An 18185-nucleotide genomic window follows, 5' to 3' on the forward strand; every position below is an offset into this window, starting at 1 on the left:
GCGGAGTGGCGATGCCAAGAATAAGAAATGCCGTTTTCAGGCTGCCGCAGACCCCATAAACGCAACAAAACCTAGCTTCGTTAAAAAAGCTAGGCTTTTGTATTTTTGGTCGGAGTGAAAGGATTCGAACCTTCGACCCCTTGCACCCCATGCAAGTGCGCTACCAGACTGCGCCACACTCCGACTGAAAGACGCGCATTATAAGCAAATCATCACGCGTTGGCAAGCGCGGAATCGATTTTCGCCAGCATTGAAGCCAACTCATCGCGCATTTCGTTCGCGCCAATCACGGGATTGCCGCGGCTGTCTAATGCGCCGCGGGCAAAATAATCGCTGATGCTGTGGCTCAACTGGCGCAGCTTAATCACATCCAAGCGGGTGAGCGTGTTTGCGCCTTTGCCCAACACATTGCCTTCTTGCTGCTGCCATTCATGCAACTGCTCCACATCAATCCCCGCCAGCCGGCAGGCTTCGGGGATGCTGAAATAACGCTTGGCAGGAATGGCAGGCAAATTTGCATTATTTATCATGTAGATGCTCCACCATGCCTTTTAATTTTTGGCTGGCATGAAACGTTACCACACGGCGGGCGGTGATGGCGACTTCTTCGCCGGTTTTTGGGTTGCGCCCAGGGCGTTGCGGTTTGTCGCGCAGCTGGAAGTTGCCGAAACCTGAAATTTTAATTTCTTCGCCGCGCTCCAATGTGGTGCGGATTTCTTCAAAAAACAATTCAACAATTTCTTTGGCATCGTGCTTGCTGATGCTGCTTACTTTTTCAACCAGAATATCGGCCAATTCTGCCTTGGTGAGAGTCATGTTTTTATTACCTTTGCGTTTCAAAAAATAAGGGCGGATTATCTTAAATAATGTATTAAAAATCAAGAGAGTAGTGGGATAAAATTTTCATCTTTACACAAAAAGCAGCCTGAAAATGCTTGATTTTACGTTTCAGGCTGCCTCCATTCTGTGGTGCAAAATCTCTAACGCAACTTCGCCCCCACGCCTTCCGCCGCTGCAATCAGCTTCGCCACAATCGGCTCAACGGCTTCATCGGTCAGCGTTTCGCTGTCGCTTTGCAGGATAATTTTTACTGCCATGCTCTTAGTATTTTCAGGCAGCCCTGCGCCGCGATACACGTCAAACAGCGCAATCTCACGGATTAGCGGGCTGCGTACCGTTTTCAGGCTGCCTTCCAGCTCGGCATACGACACGCTTTCGGGCAACACAAACGCCAAATCGCGCCGCGCGGGCTGGAATTTGGACACCGTCTGATAGCGCACCTTCTCGCACGCCAACACCGCCGCCATATCCAGCTCAAACACCAACGCCGCTTGCGGCAAATCGTATTTTTGCAGCCATTGCGGATGCAATTCGCCGATAAAGCCTACCGCCGTGCCGTCTACGCGAATTTCCGCGCTGCGGCCGGGGTGCAGGGCAGGGTGTTCCGCGCGGACAAATTCCGCCGTTTTGCCCGCGAGCAAACTTTCCACATCGGCTTTCAAATCGTAAAAATCCGCTGCCCGCGCCGCTACGCCCCATTGCTCGGGTAACGCGCTGCCATACACCAACGCGCCAAGGCGTTCAGGCTGCCCAGTCGGCGTTTCATCGCGGAAAATCCGCGCAATTTCAAACACGCGCACGCGGTTTTGTTTGCGGTTCAGATTGTTTTGCAGGATTTCAATCAAGCCGCCAATCAGCGTGGAACGCATCACGCTATACTGCGCTGCCAGCGGATTTTGCAGGCGCACGGGCGATGTGTTGGCGGCAAAATCGCGCTCCCAATCTTCGTTTACAAAGGCATAGCTCACGACTTCTTGGAAGCCGCGTTCCGCCATTTTGCGGTAAATCGCGGCGCGAGAACGGCGCGTTTCAGGCAGTGCAAGCATGGCTAATTTGCCCGCCGTGTGGTCGCTGGGGATATTTTCGTAGCCGTGTACGCGGGCGATTTCTTCAATCAAATCCGCTTCAATTTCAATGTCAAAGCGGAAGCTGGGCGAGCGCACGGTAAAGCCGTCTGCGCTGGCTTCGGGCTGCAAACCCAAGCCGCGCAAAATTTCGCCGATGCGTGCTGCGCCGATGTCCACGCCTAAAATTTGGGCAACGCGAGCCGTGCGCACGCTCACTGTGTGGTTTTCAGGCTGCTTACCCGCTGCGGACACGATTTCGCCCGCCGCGCCGCCGCAAATTTGCAATACCAATTCGCTGGCGCGTTCAATCGCATCGCGCTGAATTTGCGTGTCCACGCCGCGTTCAAAGCGGAACGAGCTGTCCGAGCCGAAGCCATATTGGCGCGATTTGCCCGCGATGATGCCGGGCGCGAACCATGCCGATTCCAGCACAATGTTTTGTGTGTCGTCCGATACCGCGCTGGCTTCACCGCCCATTAAACCCGCGATGCTCAACGCGGCGGATTCGTCTGCCACCACCAAAGTATTGTTCGCTAATTCAACGGTTTTACCGTTAAGGCACGCCAGCGTTTCGCCGTTTTGCGCGCGGCGCACGGTAAGGCAGCCTGAAAGTTTGTCTGCATCAAAAACGTGCATCGGCTGCCCAATTTCCAACATTACATAATTGCCGATGTCCACCAGCGCGGACACGCTGCGAATGCCGCACCGCGCCAAGCGTTGCACCAGCCAATCGGGCGAAGCGGCACGGGCGTTCACGCCTTCAATCACGCGCGTGAAAAACACGCCGCAATCATCGGGCGTGGCGATTTTGATCGCTTGCGTTTTGGCTGATGAAACAGGCATTTGCTTGATTTCAGGCTGCCTAAATGCGCAACCCGTGAGCGCGGCAACTTCGCGGGCGATGCCTTTAATGCTCAAACAGTCGGCGCGATTGGGCGTGATTTTCAGCGTGAACAGCGTGTCGTCCAAGTCCAAATAATCGCGGATATTCATGCCTACGGGCGCATCATCGGGCAAAATCAACAAGCCGTTTACGCCGTCATCGTTGCCTAACTCTTTGGCAGAACACAACATGCCGTTGGATGCCACGCCGCGCATTTTGGTCGACTTGATTTTGAAATTTTCAGGCAGCACCGCGCCCGCCAAAGCGCACGGCACTTTCACGCCCACGCGCACATTGGGCGCGCCGCACACAATTTGCAGCAGCTCACCCGTGCCCGCGTCCACTTGAGTAACGTTGAGGCGGTCGGCATCGGGGTGTTTTTCAACGGATTTGACTTCGGCAACGACTACGCCGCTAAATGCGGGCGTGGCAGGCGCGGTTTCTTCCACTTCCAAGCCCGCCATGGTGAGCAGATGGGCGAGTTGGTCGGGGGATAGGTTGGGGTTGGCGTGTTGGGTTAGCCATGAGTGGGGGAATTGCATGGTGTTGTCTCGGTAAGTTGTTTTATATTTGGTTTGAATACAATAATTTAATTTTGAACGGTTATAAATGAAAAGGACTGCATGGCAACTTAGAACCTGTATTCACTATTTGCATAGGCAGATTTGACGGCATCATCAAAGCGCGGATACAAGGCAAAAAGTGCAGCAAGGTTGGACATCTTGCGGGCATTTTTAACGCGGTAGCCACGTTTTTAGGACATACTAAAGATACCTATGCAAATAGTGAATGCAGGTTCTTAATATATCGCAAGCCGCCATAAATAAAGCCGCGCCTTTTTCGCAGCGCGGCATTATAACCGATTTCAGGCTGCCTTTTTCAGGCTGCGTGTAGCTGGTTTACGCGTTCCACTTCCTCTTTGCTGCCCAGTATTACGGCAACGCGCTGGTGCAAATCGCTGGGTTGTATGGACAAAATGTCTTGATGGGCGTTGCTGGCTGCGCCGCCTGCTTGGGCAACCAGCAGGCTCATGGGATTGGCTTCGTACATCAGGCGCAGTTTGCCCGCTTTGCTGGGGTTGCGGTTGTCTTTGGGGTAGAGAAACACGCCGCCGCGCATCAGGATGCGGTGGACTTCTGCCACCATGCTCGCCACCCAGCGCATATTGTAGTTTTTGCCGCGTGTGCCATCTTTGCCTGCGAGTAGCTCGGCGATGTAGCGCTGTGTAGGCGTTTCCCAATGGCGTTGATTGGATGCGTTGATGGCGAATTCGGCGGTTTGTTCGGGGATTTTTGGGGTGTGGGTTAGGATGAATTCGTTGTTTTCGTTTAGCGTGAAGCCGTATACGCCGTGTTTGAAGGTGAGCATCAGCAGGGTTTGCACGCCGTATAACACATAGCCTGCGGCGATTTGGGCATTGCCTTGCTGCAAGAAAGATTCGGTTTTCAGGCTGCCTTGTGGCTTGGGCAGGATGGAAAATATGGTGCCGATGGAAATGTTGACATCAATATTGGACGAACCGTCCAATGGGTCAAACAACACGAGATGGCTGCCGTTTTCGTTGCAGGCGATAAAGGTGTCTTCCTCTTCGCTCGCCAGCCCTGCCACGCTGGGCGTGGCTTGGAGCGCGGCAATCAACAGTTGGTTGGCGAGTACGTCTAAATTTTTTTGTGTTTCGCCTTGAATATTGCCCGTGCCCGCTTCGCCGAGCACGCCGGACAGCGCACCCAAGCGCACGCGCGCGCTGATTTGGGTGCAGGCTTGGATGATGCTGGAAACGGTGGCGATTAAATCGTGTGGGATGGCGTGTTGCGCGGCGTGGTCGCGCAGAAATTGGGCGAGTGTGGTCATGGTTTTGCTCGTGTAGTGAAATGTAGGAAGCGCGAGTATAGCATTTTCAGGCTGCCTTTGGCGGGCGGGTATAGGCAGCCTGAAAATCAGAAGCAGGATAAAATGTCCAAAAAATGCATACCTGTACAAATAGAATTCAAAATCTGCTTGCCAATTTGTCCAATTCTTGTATAATCTGCCCATCTTTATCACCTGTTAGACAAACCGCTATGCAATTAGACATTGACCGCTTAATCGCCTACTTTGGCGGCGTAAACGCGCTTGCCGAAGCCTTAAAACAACAAGACCCTGAAAACGCCGCTTCCACCGCAGCCATTTATAAATGGCGCACACGCGGCTCGTTGCCCTTGAATCAGTTGCAAAAATTAACCGCTCTGGCACAGGCACAGGGGCGGCCTTTGGATTTGAACGCTTTTATCCACCAACAAGCAGAATTGGAAAAAAACACCATGAACACAAACAACCGCGTCATCATATTCGACACCACCATGCGCGACGGCGAACAATCGCCCGGCGCATCCATGACCAAAGAAGAAAAGCTGCGTTTGGCGCGCCAGTTGGAAAAACTGGGTGTGGACGTGATTGAAGCGGGTTTTGCCGCCGCCAGCGAAGGCGACTGGGAAGCCGTGCACGAAATCGCCAAAACCGTGAAAAATTCCACCGTCTGCTCGCTGTGCCGCGCGGTGGAAAACGACATCCGCAAAGCAGGTGAAGCGCTTGCCCCCGCACCCAAACGCCGCATCCACACCTTCATCGCCACCAGCCCCATCCACATGGAACACAAGCTGAAAATGAAGCCGAAGCAGGTGGTGGAAGCCGCGGTGAAAGCGGTGAAAATCGCCAAAGAATATACCGATGACGTGGAATTTTCCGCCGAAGACGCCGTGCGTTCCGAACACGATTTCTTGGTGGAGATTTTTACGGCCGTTATCGAAGCGGGCGCCACCACCATCAACATTCCCGATACCGTGGGCTATTCGATTCCCTCTGCGTGGTATGAACGCATCCGCGCCATCATCAACAGCGTGCCTAACAGCAGTAAAGTCGTCTGGTCGAGCCACTGCCACAACGATTTGGGCATGGCGGTGGCCAATTCGCTGGCGGCGATTCAGGCGGGCGCACGCCAAATCGAATGCACCATCAACGGTTTGGGCGAACGTGCGGGCAATGCCAGCTTGGAAGAAATCGTGATGGCGCTGAAAGTACGGCATGATTTGTTCGGTTTGGAAACCGGCATTGACACTGCGCAAATCGTGCCGACCTCCAAACTGGTTTCCACGATTACGGGCTATCCTGTGCAGCCCAACAAGGCGATTGTGGGCGCAAATGCCTTCTCGCACGAAAGCGGCATTCACCAAGATGGCGTGTTAAAACACCGCGAAACGTATGAGATTATGTCTGCCGAAAGCGTAGGCTGGGCGGCGAATCGTTTAACCTTGGGCAAGCTCTCGGGGCGCAATGCGTTCAAAACCAAATTGCAAGAATTGGGCATTGAATTGGGCAGCGAAGAGGCTTTGAACGCAGCATTTGCGCGGTTTAAAGAGTTGGCAGACAAAAAACGTGAGATTTTTGACGAAGATTTGCACGCGTTGATTTCGGATGAAATGTCCAATTTGGCGCCAGACCGTTATAAATTCATCTCGCAACGCATTGTTACCGAAACTGGCGAGCCGCCCATCGCACAGATTGTGTTTAGCGTGGATGGCGTGGAACAACACGCCGAGGCAACGGGTTCTGGGCCTGTTGATGCGGTGTTTAAAGCGATTGAAAGCGTGGCAAACAGCGGCGCAACGCTGGAATTGTATTCGGTGAACGCGATTACCAAAGACACGGAAAGCCAAGGCGAAACCACAGTGCGCTTGTCTAAAAATGGCAAGATTGTGAACGGGCAGGGCGCGGATACCGATGTGTTGATTGCGACCACGCGGGCGTATTTGTCGGCGTTGTCCAAATTGGACAAAGACGCGAAAGTGAAAGCGCAGGGGATTTAGTTCTGTGATAGAGGCAGCCTGAAAATGAGTTTCAGGCTGCCTTTGGTTCTTTTTACTTTTACGTGAGCAATACCCCAATCGCAAACAGCGCATTCACCGCAAAATGCAGCATTACCGCCGCGCCCAATTCCGCGCCTGCTTCGGCTTCGCTGCGCGCGGCTGCCACGTGGCGGGCATGGTGCAGAATCATCGGCAGCGCAAGCAGCCACAGCAAACTTTGCCACGCAAACACGGCATACAGCGCGTAACACACCAATCCCGCCAGCAACAAGGCACGGTGCATTTTCAGGCTGCCTGAAAAGCCAAGTTTATTTGCCAGCGTGTGTTTGCCCGCTGCCCAATCGCTGGATAAATCGCGTATATTGTTGATATGCAACACATTTGCTGCCAATAATCCACTTCCTGCGGCGGGCAGCAACACGGCGGCAGGCAGCGTGTGCGTTTGCAAATACACATTGCCGCATACTCCCAGCAAGCCAAAACTCAAAAACACCGCCACTTCGCCCAAAGCGCGATAACTATACGGTCGCCGCCCCAAGGTGTATGCCAACGCTGCCGCAATCGCCAGCGCGCCCAGCAGCAAAAACACCAGCCAATCGCGCCAGCCATGCAAACACACCAGCAGCAACGCCACGCCACTTGCCGTTGCCGCCAGCGTAGTCGCCACCAGCCAACGCCGCACCGCCGCCGTGCCCAACTGCCCCGAAGCTACTGCCCGCGTGGGCGCATTTTGGCTGCGATTGGCATCTGTGCCGCGCAAGGCATCGCCGTAATCGTTGGCGATATTGGACAAAATTTGCAGCAGCAACACCGTGAGCAGCGATAGCGCAAACGGCAGCCACGCAAACGCGCCCATTGCCGCTGCCAGCGCGTGCGCCGCCAGCACTACGCCCAGCGTGAGCGGCAAAGTGCGCGGGCGAATCAATAGCCATAAAGCCATTATCTGCATTTCTTTTGTATTCCTTTTGCATCAAGGCGATATGTTACAATCCGCCCGTTTTTTTCAGCCGAAACCGCGTTTCAGGTTGCCTTTAAACTCAACGTAAATCCAAAATTGTACTGCTGTTATACAACAAGCGCGGTGCCATTTCCCGCCAGCCCGCAATAGGCAGCCTGAAAATGCGTTTCAGGCTGCCTTTTTGCTATGTGGCAGCCTGAAATTAAAGTCTAAACTCACATCCCTCCTCCTTTTGGTGTACACTCATTATTTTCAACCGCCTAGATAAAAGGAGTTAATCATGGCAACTTTCCGCAAAACCCTTATCGTCGCCGCGCTTGCCAGCGCATTTGCCGTCCCCATCGCCCAAGCCGCGCCTGTGTTGGGCGATGGCAATCCCGCCACGCCCGAAACCGTTTCTTTGAAAACCGCCAATTCTTGGCTAGAAATTGATGCCGCCGCGTTTGGGCGCAATTTGGAAGCCGTTAAAAAAATGCTGGGCGGGAAACAAAAAATTTGCGCCGTAATCAAAGGCGATGCCTATGGCAACAGCATTGAATTGTTGATGCCGCAAATCATCAAACACAAAATCCCTTGCGTGGGCATCACCAGCAACGATGAAGCCCGCGTGGTGCGTGCCAGCGGCTACAAAGGCGCGGTGGCGCGGCTGCGTACCACCACATTAGGCGAAATTGAAGACGGCTTTCAATACAACATTGAAGAATTGTTTGGCAACCTGAAAGCCGCCCAGCTTGCCGATGCTGCCGCTGCCAAACGGGGCAAAAAACTCAACATCCATCTGGCGCTTAACGCAGGCGGTATGGACAGAAATGGCTTGGCATTAGACACCGAATCGGGCAAAGCCGATGCGCTGGCGATTGCCAAGCTGCCGCATTTAAACATTGTAGGCATTATGACGCACTTCCCCGTTGAAGACGTGGCAGACGTGAAAAAAGGCGTGCAACGCTTTGATGAACAAAGCAAATGGCTGATTCAGGCTGCCAAATTAGACCGCAGCAAATTAACCCTGCATACCGCCAATTCGTTCACCACCGTTTCTGTGCCAGAAGGGCGGTTTGACATGGTGCGCCCCGGGGCATTGCTGTATGGCGAGCCGATTGGCGGCAAACAGTTGGAATATGTGATGGCGTTTAAATCGCGCGTGGGCAGCGTAAACAGCTATCCCAAAGGCTCGACGGTGGGCTATGACCGCACGTTCACGCTCAAACGCGATTCGCGCTTGGCGAATTTGCCCTTTGGCTATTCGGATGGCTACCGCCGCGCGTTTACCAACAAAGGGCACGTGTTGATTCGCGGGCATAAAGTGCCCGTGGTGGGCAAAATTTCCATGAACACCACCATGGTGGACGTAACCGATTTTCCCGACATCCAAGCCAATGATGAGGTGGTGATTTTTGGTAAACAGGGCAAGGCGGAAATCAAACAATCGGAGATTGAAGAGATTGCCGATGTGTTGTTTGCCGATATTTACACCATGTGGGGCAATTCCAACCCGAAAATTTTGAAGAAATAAGGGAATGCATTAAGGCAGCCTGAAAACGAGCGAAGCGAGTTTCTGCCAAGCTAAAACGCAAAGGCAGCCTGAAAACGCCATAAACACGTTTTCAGGCTGCCTTTTTATACGCGCCAACTGCTTATTTCTGATTGGCTTTAATCACTTCTTCCAACTGCGGCAACGGCGCAAAACCGCTTTGCACTTGCCCGTTGGGGAACACAATGGTGGGCGTGCCGTTAAAGCCAAAACTTTCGCCCAGCGCAGTGGTTTCGGCGACATGGTTGGCGCATTCTGCCACGCTGGCGGGCATTTTGCCCTCGCGCATCCATTCAATCCAAGCCTTGGTGGCATTGGGCTGGCACATAATCTGCACCGATTTGCGCGCTGCATCGGGGTGCAGCTGCGGAATCGGCATCATAAAGTTGTAGATGGTGATGTCGGTCATCTTGCCAAATTCGTGTTCCAGCTTTTTGCAGAACGGGCAATCGGGGTCGGAGAACACCGCCACTTGCAGCTTGCCATTGCCGCGCACTTCTTTAATCGCCTTGTCAAACGGCAGCTTGTCGTAATCAATCTTGTTCAACACGGCTTTGCGCTCTTCGGTGAGGCTTTTGCCATCTTGGGTGGAAATTAAATCGCCCACCAGCATATATTCCGCGCTCGCGTCCACATACACTAAGTTTTTGCCGTTTACCACCACTTCATACCAGCCTGCCACGGGCGCGGCGGCGATTTCTTCCACTTTCAATTTGCGATCGGCATAGCGCGATTCCAGCTTGCTGGTGATGGTTTTTGCCACATCATCGGGCACATTTTTATTGGAAACGGCGGCGGCTTCCGCAGGTTTGCTTGCAGCAGAAGCGGCTTTTGCGTTTGCAGATGCGGGTTTGCCATTTGCCGCAGGGGCTTCGCCGCAGGCTGTCATCGCTAAAACCACCGCAGCGGCAAGGGTTGAACGAAATTTCATGTGCTTTCTCTCGGGTGAATAAAAGGCGCGTAATATAACCAATAAAACAAGCAAATAGCAAATAGATTTGCTCAAAATATAGTGAAAACATATTTTAAGCAGCCTGAAAATGTGTTTGAATGCTGTCTAACCTTGTTTCAGGCTGCCTATCTTTATTTAAGCCATTTCACTCTATTTATCACAGAAAGCCCGCCATGACTCCCATCCTCGTTTTTGATATTGAAACCATCCCCGATATTCCCAGCATCCGCCTGCTGAACGAACTGCCCGCCGCGCTATCGGACAACGAAGTTGCCGAATTTGCCTTTCAACAACGCCGCGCTAAAACGGGCAGCGAATTTATGCCGCACCATTTACAACGCATTGTTGCCATTTCTTGCTGCCTGCGCTGGGGCGACAAAATCCACATCGGCACGCTGGGCAAGCCAAGCAGCGGCGAAGACGAAATCATCGCCGAATTTTTCAACCTCATCGCCAAATATACGCCCCAGCTGGTGAGCTGGAACGGCGGTGGCTTTGATTTGCCTGTGTTGCATTATCGCGCGCTGGTGCATGGCATCGCCGCCCCGCGCTATTGGGACATGGGCGAGGGCGATTTTCGCGACAGCCGCGATTTCAAGTTCAACAATTATCTGAACCGCTACCACACGCGCCATTGCGATTTGATGGATTTGCTGGCGATGTACACGGGGCGCGCCAATGCGCCGCTGGATGAGCTGGCGAAAATGTGCGGCTTCCCTGGCAAGCTCGGCATGGATGGCGGGCAGGTGTGGCAAGCCTATCAAAACGGCGAGATTGAAAACATTCGCGATTACTGCGAAACCGATGTGGCGAATACTTATCTGGTGTACCAACGCTTTCGCATGATGACGGGCGCGCTTTCGGGCGATGAATACGAAAACGAAGTGGAAAAGCTGCACGAATATTTGTTTTCGCTGTCCGAAGATAAGGAACATTGGGGCGTGTTTTTGGATGCTTGGGGGTAGGCAGGCTGAAAAAACCGTTTGGTGTTGCGCCAAACGGTTTTTTATTGGTTGGATAAGGTTTCAGGCTGCCTATGTTTACCGCATAGGCAGCCTGAAATGTTGTAGGGTGCGACTTTGCTACGCATCGTTTAGCCATGCTTGTGTGATGGTGCGTGGCAAAGCCATATACCCTACGCGCCGATTATTTCCCACCAAAGGCAGCCTGAAACGCGGGTGCAATCGTAGCAGCCTGAAAACGCTTGTCCCGCGCCCCTACGGCTTGCTTGCAAGCCGTGCGCTGGCAAAATAAAAATAACGGGCAAGATGGTAGGGCAACTGGGCTTTTCAGGCTGCCTATGTTCACACGACAAGGCAGCCTGAAATCCATCCTGCCCACGTTTTCCCATTTTCAGGCTGCCTATTCACGCGGCGGCACAACCCGCCCAAATCCAAAAGCCACCCCTATTTGCGCTATAATCGCTCCCTTTTGTTCACATCAGCAAACACCATGAAACACATCCACATCATCGGCATCGGCGGCACCTTTATGGGCGGACTCGCCGCCATCGCGCAACAAGCAGGCTTCAAGGTAACAGGCTGCGATGCCAAAATGTATCCGCCCATGAGCACGCAGCTGGAAGCGCTCGGCATCCGTGTACACGAAGGCTTTGATGCCGCGCAGTTGGATGACTACCGCGCCGATGTGTATGTGGTTGGCAACGTCGCCAAGCGCGGCATGGAAGTGGTGGAAGCCATTCTCAACCGCAACCTGCCCTATATTTCGGGGCCGCAATGGCTTGCCGAAAACGTGTTGCACCAGCATTGGGTGCTCGCCGTGGCAGGCACGCACGGCAAAACCACCACCGCGTCCATGCTTGCGTGGGTGCTGGAATACGCGGGCTTGGGCGCGGGCTTTCTGATTGGCGGCATCCCGCAAAACTTTAACGTTTCTGCCCGCCTGCCGCAAAACGAATCGCCCTTTTTCGTGATTGAAGCCGACGAATACGACACCGCCTTTTTTGACAAACGCAGCAAATTTGTCCACTACCGCCCGCGCACTGCCATTCTCAACAATCTGGAATACGACCACGCCGACATATTCCCCAATCTCGCCGCCATAGAAACCCAGTTCCACCATCTTGTGCGCACCATTCCCAGCGAAGGTTTAATCATCGCCAACGCCCGTTCGGGCAGCCTGAAAACCGTGTTAGACCAAGGCTGCTGGACACCCGTCGCCCCCTTTGGCGACAACGCCCATTGGCAAATCGCCAACGTGCAGCCCGACGGCGCGTTTGACGTGCAATATCAAGGCGAAACCGTTGGGCACATCGCATGGGATTTGCTCGGCAACCACAACCGCCTGAACGCCCTTGCCGTGATTGCCGCCGCGCAACACGTCGGCGTGCGCGTTGAGCACAGTTGCCAAGCATTGAGCCAGTTTAAAAACGTGAAACGGCGCATGGAAATTAAAGGCATCGCCAACGGCATCACCGTGTACGACGACTTCGCCCACCATCCCACCGCCATAGAAACCACCCTAGCGGGCTTGCGCCAAAAAGTCGGCAGCGCGCGTATTATCGCCGTGCTAGAACCGCGCTCCAACACCATGAAACTCGGCACCATGTCCGCCGCCCTAGCAGGCAGCCTGAAAGATGCCGACCAAGTGTTTTGCTACGCAGGCGGCGTAGATTGGGACGTTGCCGCCGCGCTCGCCCCGCTGGGCGATAAAGCCCACATCGGCACGCAGTTGGACGATTTTATCCGCCGCATCGCCGCCGCCGCCCAAGCAGGCGACCATATTTTGATTATGAGCAACGGCGGCTTCGGCGGCATCCACGAGAAACTGCTGGCGCAGTTGGCAGCCTGAAAGCAATTTCAAGAAGCTATCTGTTGCTTCATCGCCCCACATCGTTTTCAGGCTGCCTTATCCATCTGAAGCAGCCTTGCTCTTTTGTCCAAATCTTTGATTTGGGTATAAGTGAGCATCTAAATCTTTGATTTAGCCATGCAAACTTATGCAAAGCCAAAAGGGTATGCCGCAGCGTAGCGGAGGTTGAAAATCTATTGCGTCGTGCATTTGCCATTTCACGCGTTGCGCCGCGTACCACGCCGTGTAGCCCAACCCTGCCGGCAAGCCCCAAAGGCAGCCTGAAACCCCGTTTTGGTTTAAAATATCCCTTTTCACAAATTAACAAAACAAGGAAAAAGCATCATGTTAGACATCCAACTACTGCGCAACGATTTGGCAGGCGTGGCGGCGCGATTGGCCGCGCGCGGCTTTGAATTGGACACCGCCGCGTTTGAACAGCTGGAACACCGGCGCAAAACCCTGCAAGTGCAAAGCGAGGAAGCGCAGGCAAAAGTGAACACGCTGTCCAAGCAAATCGGCGAGCTGATGAAGCAGGGCAAGCGCGATGAAGCCGAGGCGGTGAAAGTCGAAGTGGCGCAGGTGAAAGCCCTGCAAGAGCAGCTCAATCAGGATTTGCCGCAAATTCAGGCTGCCTTGGACGATTTGCTGCTGCGCATCCCCAATCTGCCGCACACGAGCGTGCCCGTGGGCAAGGATGAAACCGAAAACGTGGAAGTGCGCAAAGTCGGCACGCCCAAAACCTTTGATTTTGAAGTGAAAGACCATGTGGACTTGGGCGCGGCGCTGGGCTTGGATTTTGAGAAAGCGGCAGAATTGTCGGGCGCGCGGTTTAGCCTGATGAAAGGCAAAGTGGCGCGGCTGCATCGGGCGTTGGCGCAGTTTATGCTGGACACGCACACGCAGCAGCACGGCTACACCGAATGCTACACGCCGTATATCGTGAGCGATGCCGCGCTGCTGGGCACGGGGCAGCTGCCCAAGTTTGCCGAGGATTTATTCCACGTTACGCGCGGCGGCGATGAGAGCAAATTGTCGCAATACCTGATTCCCACGGCGGAGGTTACGCTCACTAACATCGTGCGCGACGAGATTGTGGCGGAGAAAGATTTGCCGTTGAAGTTCACCGCGCATTCGCCCTGTTTTCGCAGCGAAGCGGGTTCGCACGGCAAGGACACGCGCGGCTTAATCCGCCAGCATCAGTTTGACAAGGTGGAGATGGTGCAAGTGGTGCAGCCTGAAAACTCGTATGCCGCGCTAGAAGAGATGGTGTCGCACGCGGAAAATATTTTGAAGCTGCTGGAATTGCCGTATCGCGTGATTACGCTGTGCACAGGCGATATGGGCTTTGGCGCGGCGAAAACTTATGATTTGGAAGTGTGGGTGCCCGCGCAAAACACCTACCGCGAGATTTCAAGCTGCTCCAACTGCGAGGATTTCCAAGCGCGGCGCATGAAAGCCCGCTTTAAAGGCGAAGACGGCAAAAACCGCTTGCTGCACACGCTCAACGGCTCGGGCTTGGCGGTGGGGCGCACTTTGGTGGCGGTGCTGGAAAACCATCAAAACGCCGATGGCAGCATCAATATTCCGCTAGCGTTGCGCCCTTATCTGGGCGGTTTGGAAAAACTAGAACCCTAAAATCTGCATATTAAAACCCCAAAGGCAGCCTGAAAACGTTTCGCAGAAACTCGCTGCATCCGTTTTCAGGCTGCCTCATACATACACAAACATCATGAAAAACATCACACTACTTTATTTCGCCGCCTTGCGCGAAGCCACAGGCAAAGACCAAGAAACCTGCACCACCGCCGCCCACACCGTTGCCGAACTCTATGCCGAGCTGCAACAGCGTTACCCCCTTCCCGCCGTGCCCCTGCGCGCGGCGCGCAATCATGTGTTTTGCGATTGGCACGAAGCCCTTGCCGACCAAGACACCATCGCGTTTATCCCGCCCGTGGCAGGAGGCTAGCCATGTTTGCCCTCACCGACCAAGCCATCAACGTCCAAGTCCTGCGCGAACAGCTCACGCAAAACGAGCGTTGCGGCGCGTTCAACAGCTTTGAAGGCTGGGTGCGCCGCCATAACGACGGCAAAACCGTGGATTACCTCGTTTACACCGCCTACGCCCAGCTCGCGCAAAGCCAAGGCGAAGCCATCATCGCCCAAGCCAAACAACGCTTCGCCATTGAAGATGCCGTCTGCGTGCACCGCGTGGGCAAGCTCGCCATCGGCGAAATCGCCGTATTCGTGGGCGTTAGCGCCGCGCACCGCGATGCCGCCTTTGCCGCCTGCCGCTTTATTATCGACACCGTTAAAGCCGAAGTGCCGATTTGGAAACAAGAGTTTTACACCGACGGCAGCGCGGAGCAGCTGCCCGCGTGGTTAGCAAACGCCGAAGCGTTAGCGAAATGATTTCAGGCTGCCTATGCGTGTTGCGTCAGGCAGCCTGAAAACAGGATACAGGATGGGGCAGGGGCTGGCGCTATGCAAGCCCGCGGGTGAAGCGTATCGCGTAAAACATAAAAAGGCGGCCTGAAACGACATTTCACGTTTCAGGCTGCCTTTGTCTCAACCGCATCAAGCCGCTGCTTGCTCTTCTTGCGCTTGGCTAAACATCGCTTCAAAGTTAATCGGAGCCAGCAACACAGGCGGGAAGCCCGCGCGCGTAACCGTTGAAGAAACCACTTCGCGCGCGTAAGGGAACAGAATGTTCGGGCAAGCCACGCCCAGCAACACGTTCACATCATCCTCAGGGATGTTTTCCAAACGGAAAATGCCCGCTTGGCTCACTTCGTTTAAGAAAACCACGCGGTTATCCGCCAATTTAGCGGTAACGGTAACGGTAACCACGCATTCAAAAAAGTTTTCTTCAATTTTGGAAGCGGTGGTGTTAATGCGCATGTCCACTTCGGGCGTTTCTTGTTCCAAGAAAATTTTGGGCGCGTGGGGCACTTCCAAAGACAAATCTTTCACATACAATTTTTCTACGCTGAACACAGGTTGTGCAGACGCGGTTTCTTGTTGCGGAGCGGGATTTTTCTCACTCATGATGATTCCTTTAATAACGTGGTTAAAAATAAATTATTCAGCTTGAAGCAAAGGCAGCAAACCGCCTTTTTGATGCAACGCATATAAATCAGTAAAACCGCCAATGTGTGTTTCGCCAATAAAAATTTGCGGCACAGAGCGCAGCCCTGTTAATTGCTGCATTTGGGCAAAATCGGCAGGTGAGCGGCTGACATTGATTTCTTCAATTTCATCCACGCCTACTTGTTTGAATAATTGCTTTGCCATCGTGCAATAAGGGCAAAAAGTGCCTGTGTACATTTTCACATGCTGCATCGTGTTCTTTCGTTCTACAAATTGCAAAAAACTGGATTCTTAAAAAGATTTAAGAACCCAGTTTCAAATCATTTTAACAACCTATTATTGCGCAGCAGGAGCGGGAGCAGCTACTTCGCGTTGAACTTCGCGTGTTACCAAAGAATCAACTTGGATGTCTACGCGACGGTCAGGTTCAATACATGCGATAAGTGCTGAACGTTTTTTAGCTTTGGATACTTTTTTACCCAATTTAGCTACTTCTGCTTGACATTGTTCAGTCATGCGTGCTTGGGTTTCACCCAAACCAACAGCAGAAATGCGGTCAGCAGGAACACCTTGTTGTACCAAGTAGTTAGCAACAGTATTGGCACGACGCTCAGACAATGCTTGGTTGTATTTGTCTGAACCCATAAAGTCGGTATTACCTTCTACACGCACTGATTGTACGTTGCTTTGAGACAATTTAGCAGACAAGTCGTTCAGAGTAGTGATGGCTTCTGGACGCAAGTTGTATTTGTCAAAACCGAACAGGAATTCAGATTGCAGAGAAATGGTTTCGTGTGCTTGTTCGGTAACAACTTGAGGAGCGGGTGCATCTGGGGCTTTGTCGCCGCATTCAACCAAGCCGTTAGTGGCTTTGTCTAAATAGGTGTTTTCCCAACATTCGCCGTAGTTGTTGCGTACAACTTCGCCTGAACCTTGGCTGGTAGTATAACCGTGCACTGAGTGTGCCATTGCACCTGTGGAGGCCATCAGGGCTACGATTAATGCGCTTAATTTGATTTGTTTAGTCATGTTATTCCCTCATCAAGAAAATGATTTTGGCAGGTTTTGTGTTTGCCACGTTGAGATTTCAGGCTGTTGCTTGAATGAAACTTCGGCGCGAACCCAAATTTTTACCAATGCTTACTATAAGAATTTGGGGCTGTCCTGTCAATGTTTTTTGCGTTTGACTGGTTGCGCGTTGCGGTTTAACGATACCCAAGTATCTGTTCTTTGTCATATATTTTTGTGTTTGTGGGGCGGTGTAGTTGCATAAATGCAACAAGATGGTGTGGTTTTTTGGCTGCTGGGGCGGGGTTAGGCGGTGGTGTGGGGCTTGTTTTTGCGTTGTATTGGGGGGCGTGTTACATTTGTGTGTTTTTGTTTTTGGAATGATGTGATGAAGTTGCAGCAGTTGCGTTATGCGGTGGAGGTGTTTCGCCATAATTTGAATGTGTCGGAGGCGGCGGAGGCGTTGTTTACTTCGCAACCTGGGGTGTCTAAGCAGATTCGGTTGTTGGAAGATGAGCTGGGGGTGCAGATTTTTATTCGTAGCGGCAAGCGGATTGTGGCGGTTACGCAGGTGGGGATGGCGGTTTTGGAGACGGCGGAGCAGGTGTTGCGGGGGGTGCGCAATATTAAGAATATCGGGGGGGAGTTTGCGAAGACGGAGAGCGGGTCGTTTACGCTGGGGGCGACGCATGATTTGTTGCGTTTCAGGCTGCCGAGTGTGTTGGCGGGGTTTCGGGCGTTGTTTCCTGATGTGCATTTGGTGTTGAAGCAGGGGAGTCCTGCCGAGCTGATGGGGATGGTGTTTAACGGGGAGGCGGATTTGGCTTTGACGATGGATGTGGCGGGGAATGGGGAGGATTTGCGCAAGCTGTCGTTTGGGGAATGGCGGTATGTGTTGGTGTTGCCGCGCGGGCATGAGCTGGCGAGCAAGGGGGAGATTTCGTTGGCGGATGTGGCGGCGTTGCCGCTGTTGACTTATGGTTTTGCGTTTGACGGGGGGGCTTTGGCGGCGCGGGCGTTTGCACGGGCGCGGTTGTCTTGGCATACGGTGTTTGAGTCGGATGACGGGGGGGTGTTGTTGGATTATGTGCGTTTGGGCTTGGGGGCTGTCTCTTTTACACCTCTGACGCTGCCGACGGCCCCTTTCGGGTGGGGGCTGGGGGGGGGCGGGGTCGTTAAAAAATAAAAAAGAACAACATCTAG

The 18185-nt window shown here is 53.3% G+C and carries 18 protein-coding genes and 1 tRNA gene; 8 read left to right on the plus strand and 11 right to left on the minus strand.

Features of this window, described 5'->3' with window-relative positions; translation table 11 throughout:
* Positions 1–106: 106 nt before the first annotated feature.
* From JDW22_RS08765 to JDW22_RS08785, 5 genes are all read right to left on the minus strand, one after another.
* Positions 107–183, minus strand: a tRNA-Pro gene (locus JDW22_RS08765).
* A gap of 29 nt (positions 184–212) precedes the next feature.
* Complete coding sequence (locus JDW22_RS08770; RefSeq protein ID WP_003798168.1) at positions 213–530, minus strand: hypothetical protein; 318 nt, start codon at positions 528–530, stop codon at positions 213–215.
* A complete protein-coding gene (locus JDW22_RS08775; protein ID WP_040559049.1) occupies positions 520–816 on the minus strand; it encodes an integration host factor subunit alpha in 297 nt (98 codons plus the stop codon). Before JDW22_RS08775 ends, JDW22_RS08770 begins: the two co-directional genes overlap by 11 nt.
* Positions 817–980: 164 nt before the next feature.
* A complete protein-coding gene (gene pheT / locus JDW22_RS08780) occupies positions 981–3332 on the minus strand; it encodes a phenylalanine--tRNA ligase subunit beta (protein WP_200522698.1) in 2352 nt (783 codons plus the stop codon).
* A 337-nt stretch (positions 3333–3669) separates the two neighbouring features.
* Positions 3670–4641: a class 1 fructose-bisphosphatase gene (locus JDW22_RS08785; protein ID WP_200522699.1), complete on the minus strand. Its 972-nt coding sequence runs from the start codon at positions 4639–4641 to the stop codon at positions 3670–3672.
* 209 nt (positions 4642–4850) lie between these two features.
* Between JDW22_RS08785 and JDW22_RS08790 the strand changes: the two genes are divergently transcribed.
* Positions 4851–6632, plus strand: coding sequence for a 2-isopropylmalate synthase (locus JDW22_RS08790; protein ID WP_200522700.1), 1782 nt, complete (start codon positions 4851–4853; stop codon positions 6630–6632).
* Between the two features lie 58 nt (positions 6633–6690).
* Here JDW22_RS08790 and menA read toward each other — a convergent pair whose 3' ends face one another.
* Positions 6691–7572, minus strand: coding sequence for a 1,4-dihydroxy-2-naphthoate octaprenyltransferase (gene menA / locus JDW22_RS08795; RefSeq protein ID WP_200522701.1), 882 nt, complete (start codon positions 7570–7572; stop codon positions 6691–6693).
* 298 nt (positions 7573–7870) lie between these two features.
* Between menA and alr the strand changes: the two genes are divergently transcribed.
* Positions 7871–9103, plus strand: a complete 1233-nt coding sequence (gene alr / locus JDW22_RS08800) for an alanine racemase (protein ID WP_200522702.1) — start codon at positions 7871–7873, stop codon at positions 9101–9103.
* Positions 9104–9224: 121 nt separating this feature from the next.
* Here alr and JDW22_RS08805 read toward each other — a convergent pair whose 3' ends face one another.
* Complete coding sequence (locus tag JDW22_RS08805) at positions 9225–10052, minus strand: DsbC family protein (protein WP_200522703.1); 828 nt, start codon at positions 10050–10052, stop codon at positions 9225–9227.
* A 194-nt stretch (positions 10053–10246) separates the two neighbouring features.
* Here JDW22_RS08805 and JDW22_RS08810 point away from each other — a divergent pair, with 194 nt between their 5' ends.
* Positions 10247–11038: a 3'-5' exonuclease gene (locus JDW22_RS08810; RefSeq protein WP_200522704.1), complete on the plus strand. Its 792-nt coding sequence runs from the start codon at positions 10247–10249 to the stop codon at positions 11036–11038.
* Positions 11039–11208: 170 nt separating this feature from the next.
* On the opposite strand, the gene JDW22_RS08815 is transcribed toward JDW22_RS08810, so the two are convergent.
* Positions 11209–11424 (minus strand): hypothetical protein, encoded by a 216-nt coding sequence (locus JDW22_RS08815; RefSeq protein ID WP_200522705.1) that lies wholly within the window; start codon positions 11422–11424, stop codon positions 11209–11211.
* Positions 11425–11525: 101 nt separating this feature from the next.
* Here JDW22_RS08815 and mpl point away from each other — a divergent pair, with 101 nt between their 5' ends.
* From mpl to JDW22_RS08835, 4 genes are all read left to right on the plus strand, one after another.
* On the plus strand, positions 11526–12884 hold the full coding sequence (mpl, locus tag JDW22_RS08820; protein WP_200522706.1) for a UDP-N-acetylmuramate:L-alanyl-gamma-D-glutamyl-meso-diaminopimelate ligase: 1359 nt from the start codon (positions 11526–11528) through the stop codon (positions 12882–12884).
* A 345-nt stretch (positions 12885–13229) separates the two neighbouring features.
* Positions 13230–14522, plus strand: a complete 1293-nt coding sequence (gene serS / locus JDW22_RS08825; protein WP_200522707.1) for a serine--tRNA ligase — start codon at positions 13230–13232, stop codon at positions 14520–14522.
* A 94-nt stretch (positions 14523–14616) separates the two neighbouring features.
* Positions 14617–14853 (plus strand): MoaD/ThiS family protein, encoded by a 237-nt coding sequence (locus JDW22_RS08830; protein WP_200522708.1) that lies wholly within the window; start codon positions 14617–14619, stop codon positions 14851–14853.
* Between the two features lie 2 nt (positions 14854–14855).
* Positions 14856–15296 (plus strand): molybdenum cofactor biosynthesis protein MoaE, encoded by a 441-nt coding sequence (locus tag JDW22_RS08835; RefSeq protein ID WP_003798125.1) that lies wholly within the window; start codon positions 14856–14858, stop codon positions 15294–15296.
* Between the two features lie 165 nt (positions 15297–15461).
* On the opposite strand, the gene secB is transcribed toward JDW22_RS08835, so the two are convergent.
* From secB to JDW22_RS08850, 3 genes are all read right to left on the minus strand, one after another.
* Entirely contained in the window at positions 15462–15932 is a 471-nt protein-coding gene (gene secB / locus JDW22_RS08840) for a protein-export chaperone SecB (protein WP_200522709.1), read from the minus strand.
* 33 nt (positions 15933–15965) lie between these two features.
* Positions 15966–16226: a glutaredoxin 3 gene (gene grxC, locus JDW22_RS08845; RefSeq protein WP_200522754.1), complete on the minus strand. Its 261-nt coding sequence runs from the start codon at positions 16224–16226 to the stop codon at positions 15966–15968.
* 84 nt (positions 16227–16310) lie between these two features.
* Positions 16311–17003 (minus strand): OmpA family protein, encoded by a 693-nt coding sequence (locus JDW22_RS08850; protein WP_200522710.1) that lies wholly within the window; start codon positions 17001–17003, stop codon positions 16311–16313.
* 367 nt (positions 17004–17370) lie between these two features.
* Here JDW22_RS08850 and JDW22_RS08855 point away from each other — a divergent pair, with 367 nt between their 5' ends.
* Positions 17371–18168 carry a LysR substrate-binding domain-containing protein gene (locus tag JDW22_RS08855; RefSeq protein WP_235965105.1) on the plus strand — a complete coding sequence of 266 codons (798 nt, stop codon included), beginning with the start codon at positions 17371–17373 and terminating at the stop codon, positions 18166–18168.
* The last annotated feature ends 17 nt before the right edge of the window (positions 18169–18185 follow it).

Source organism: Kingella bonacorsii (assembly GCF_016623605.1).
Lineage (GTDB): Bacteria > Pseudomonadota > Gammaproteobacteria > Burkholderiales > Neisseriaceae > Kingella_B > Kingella_B oralis.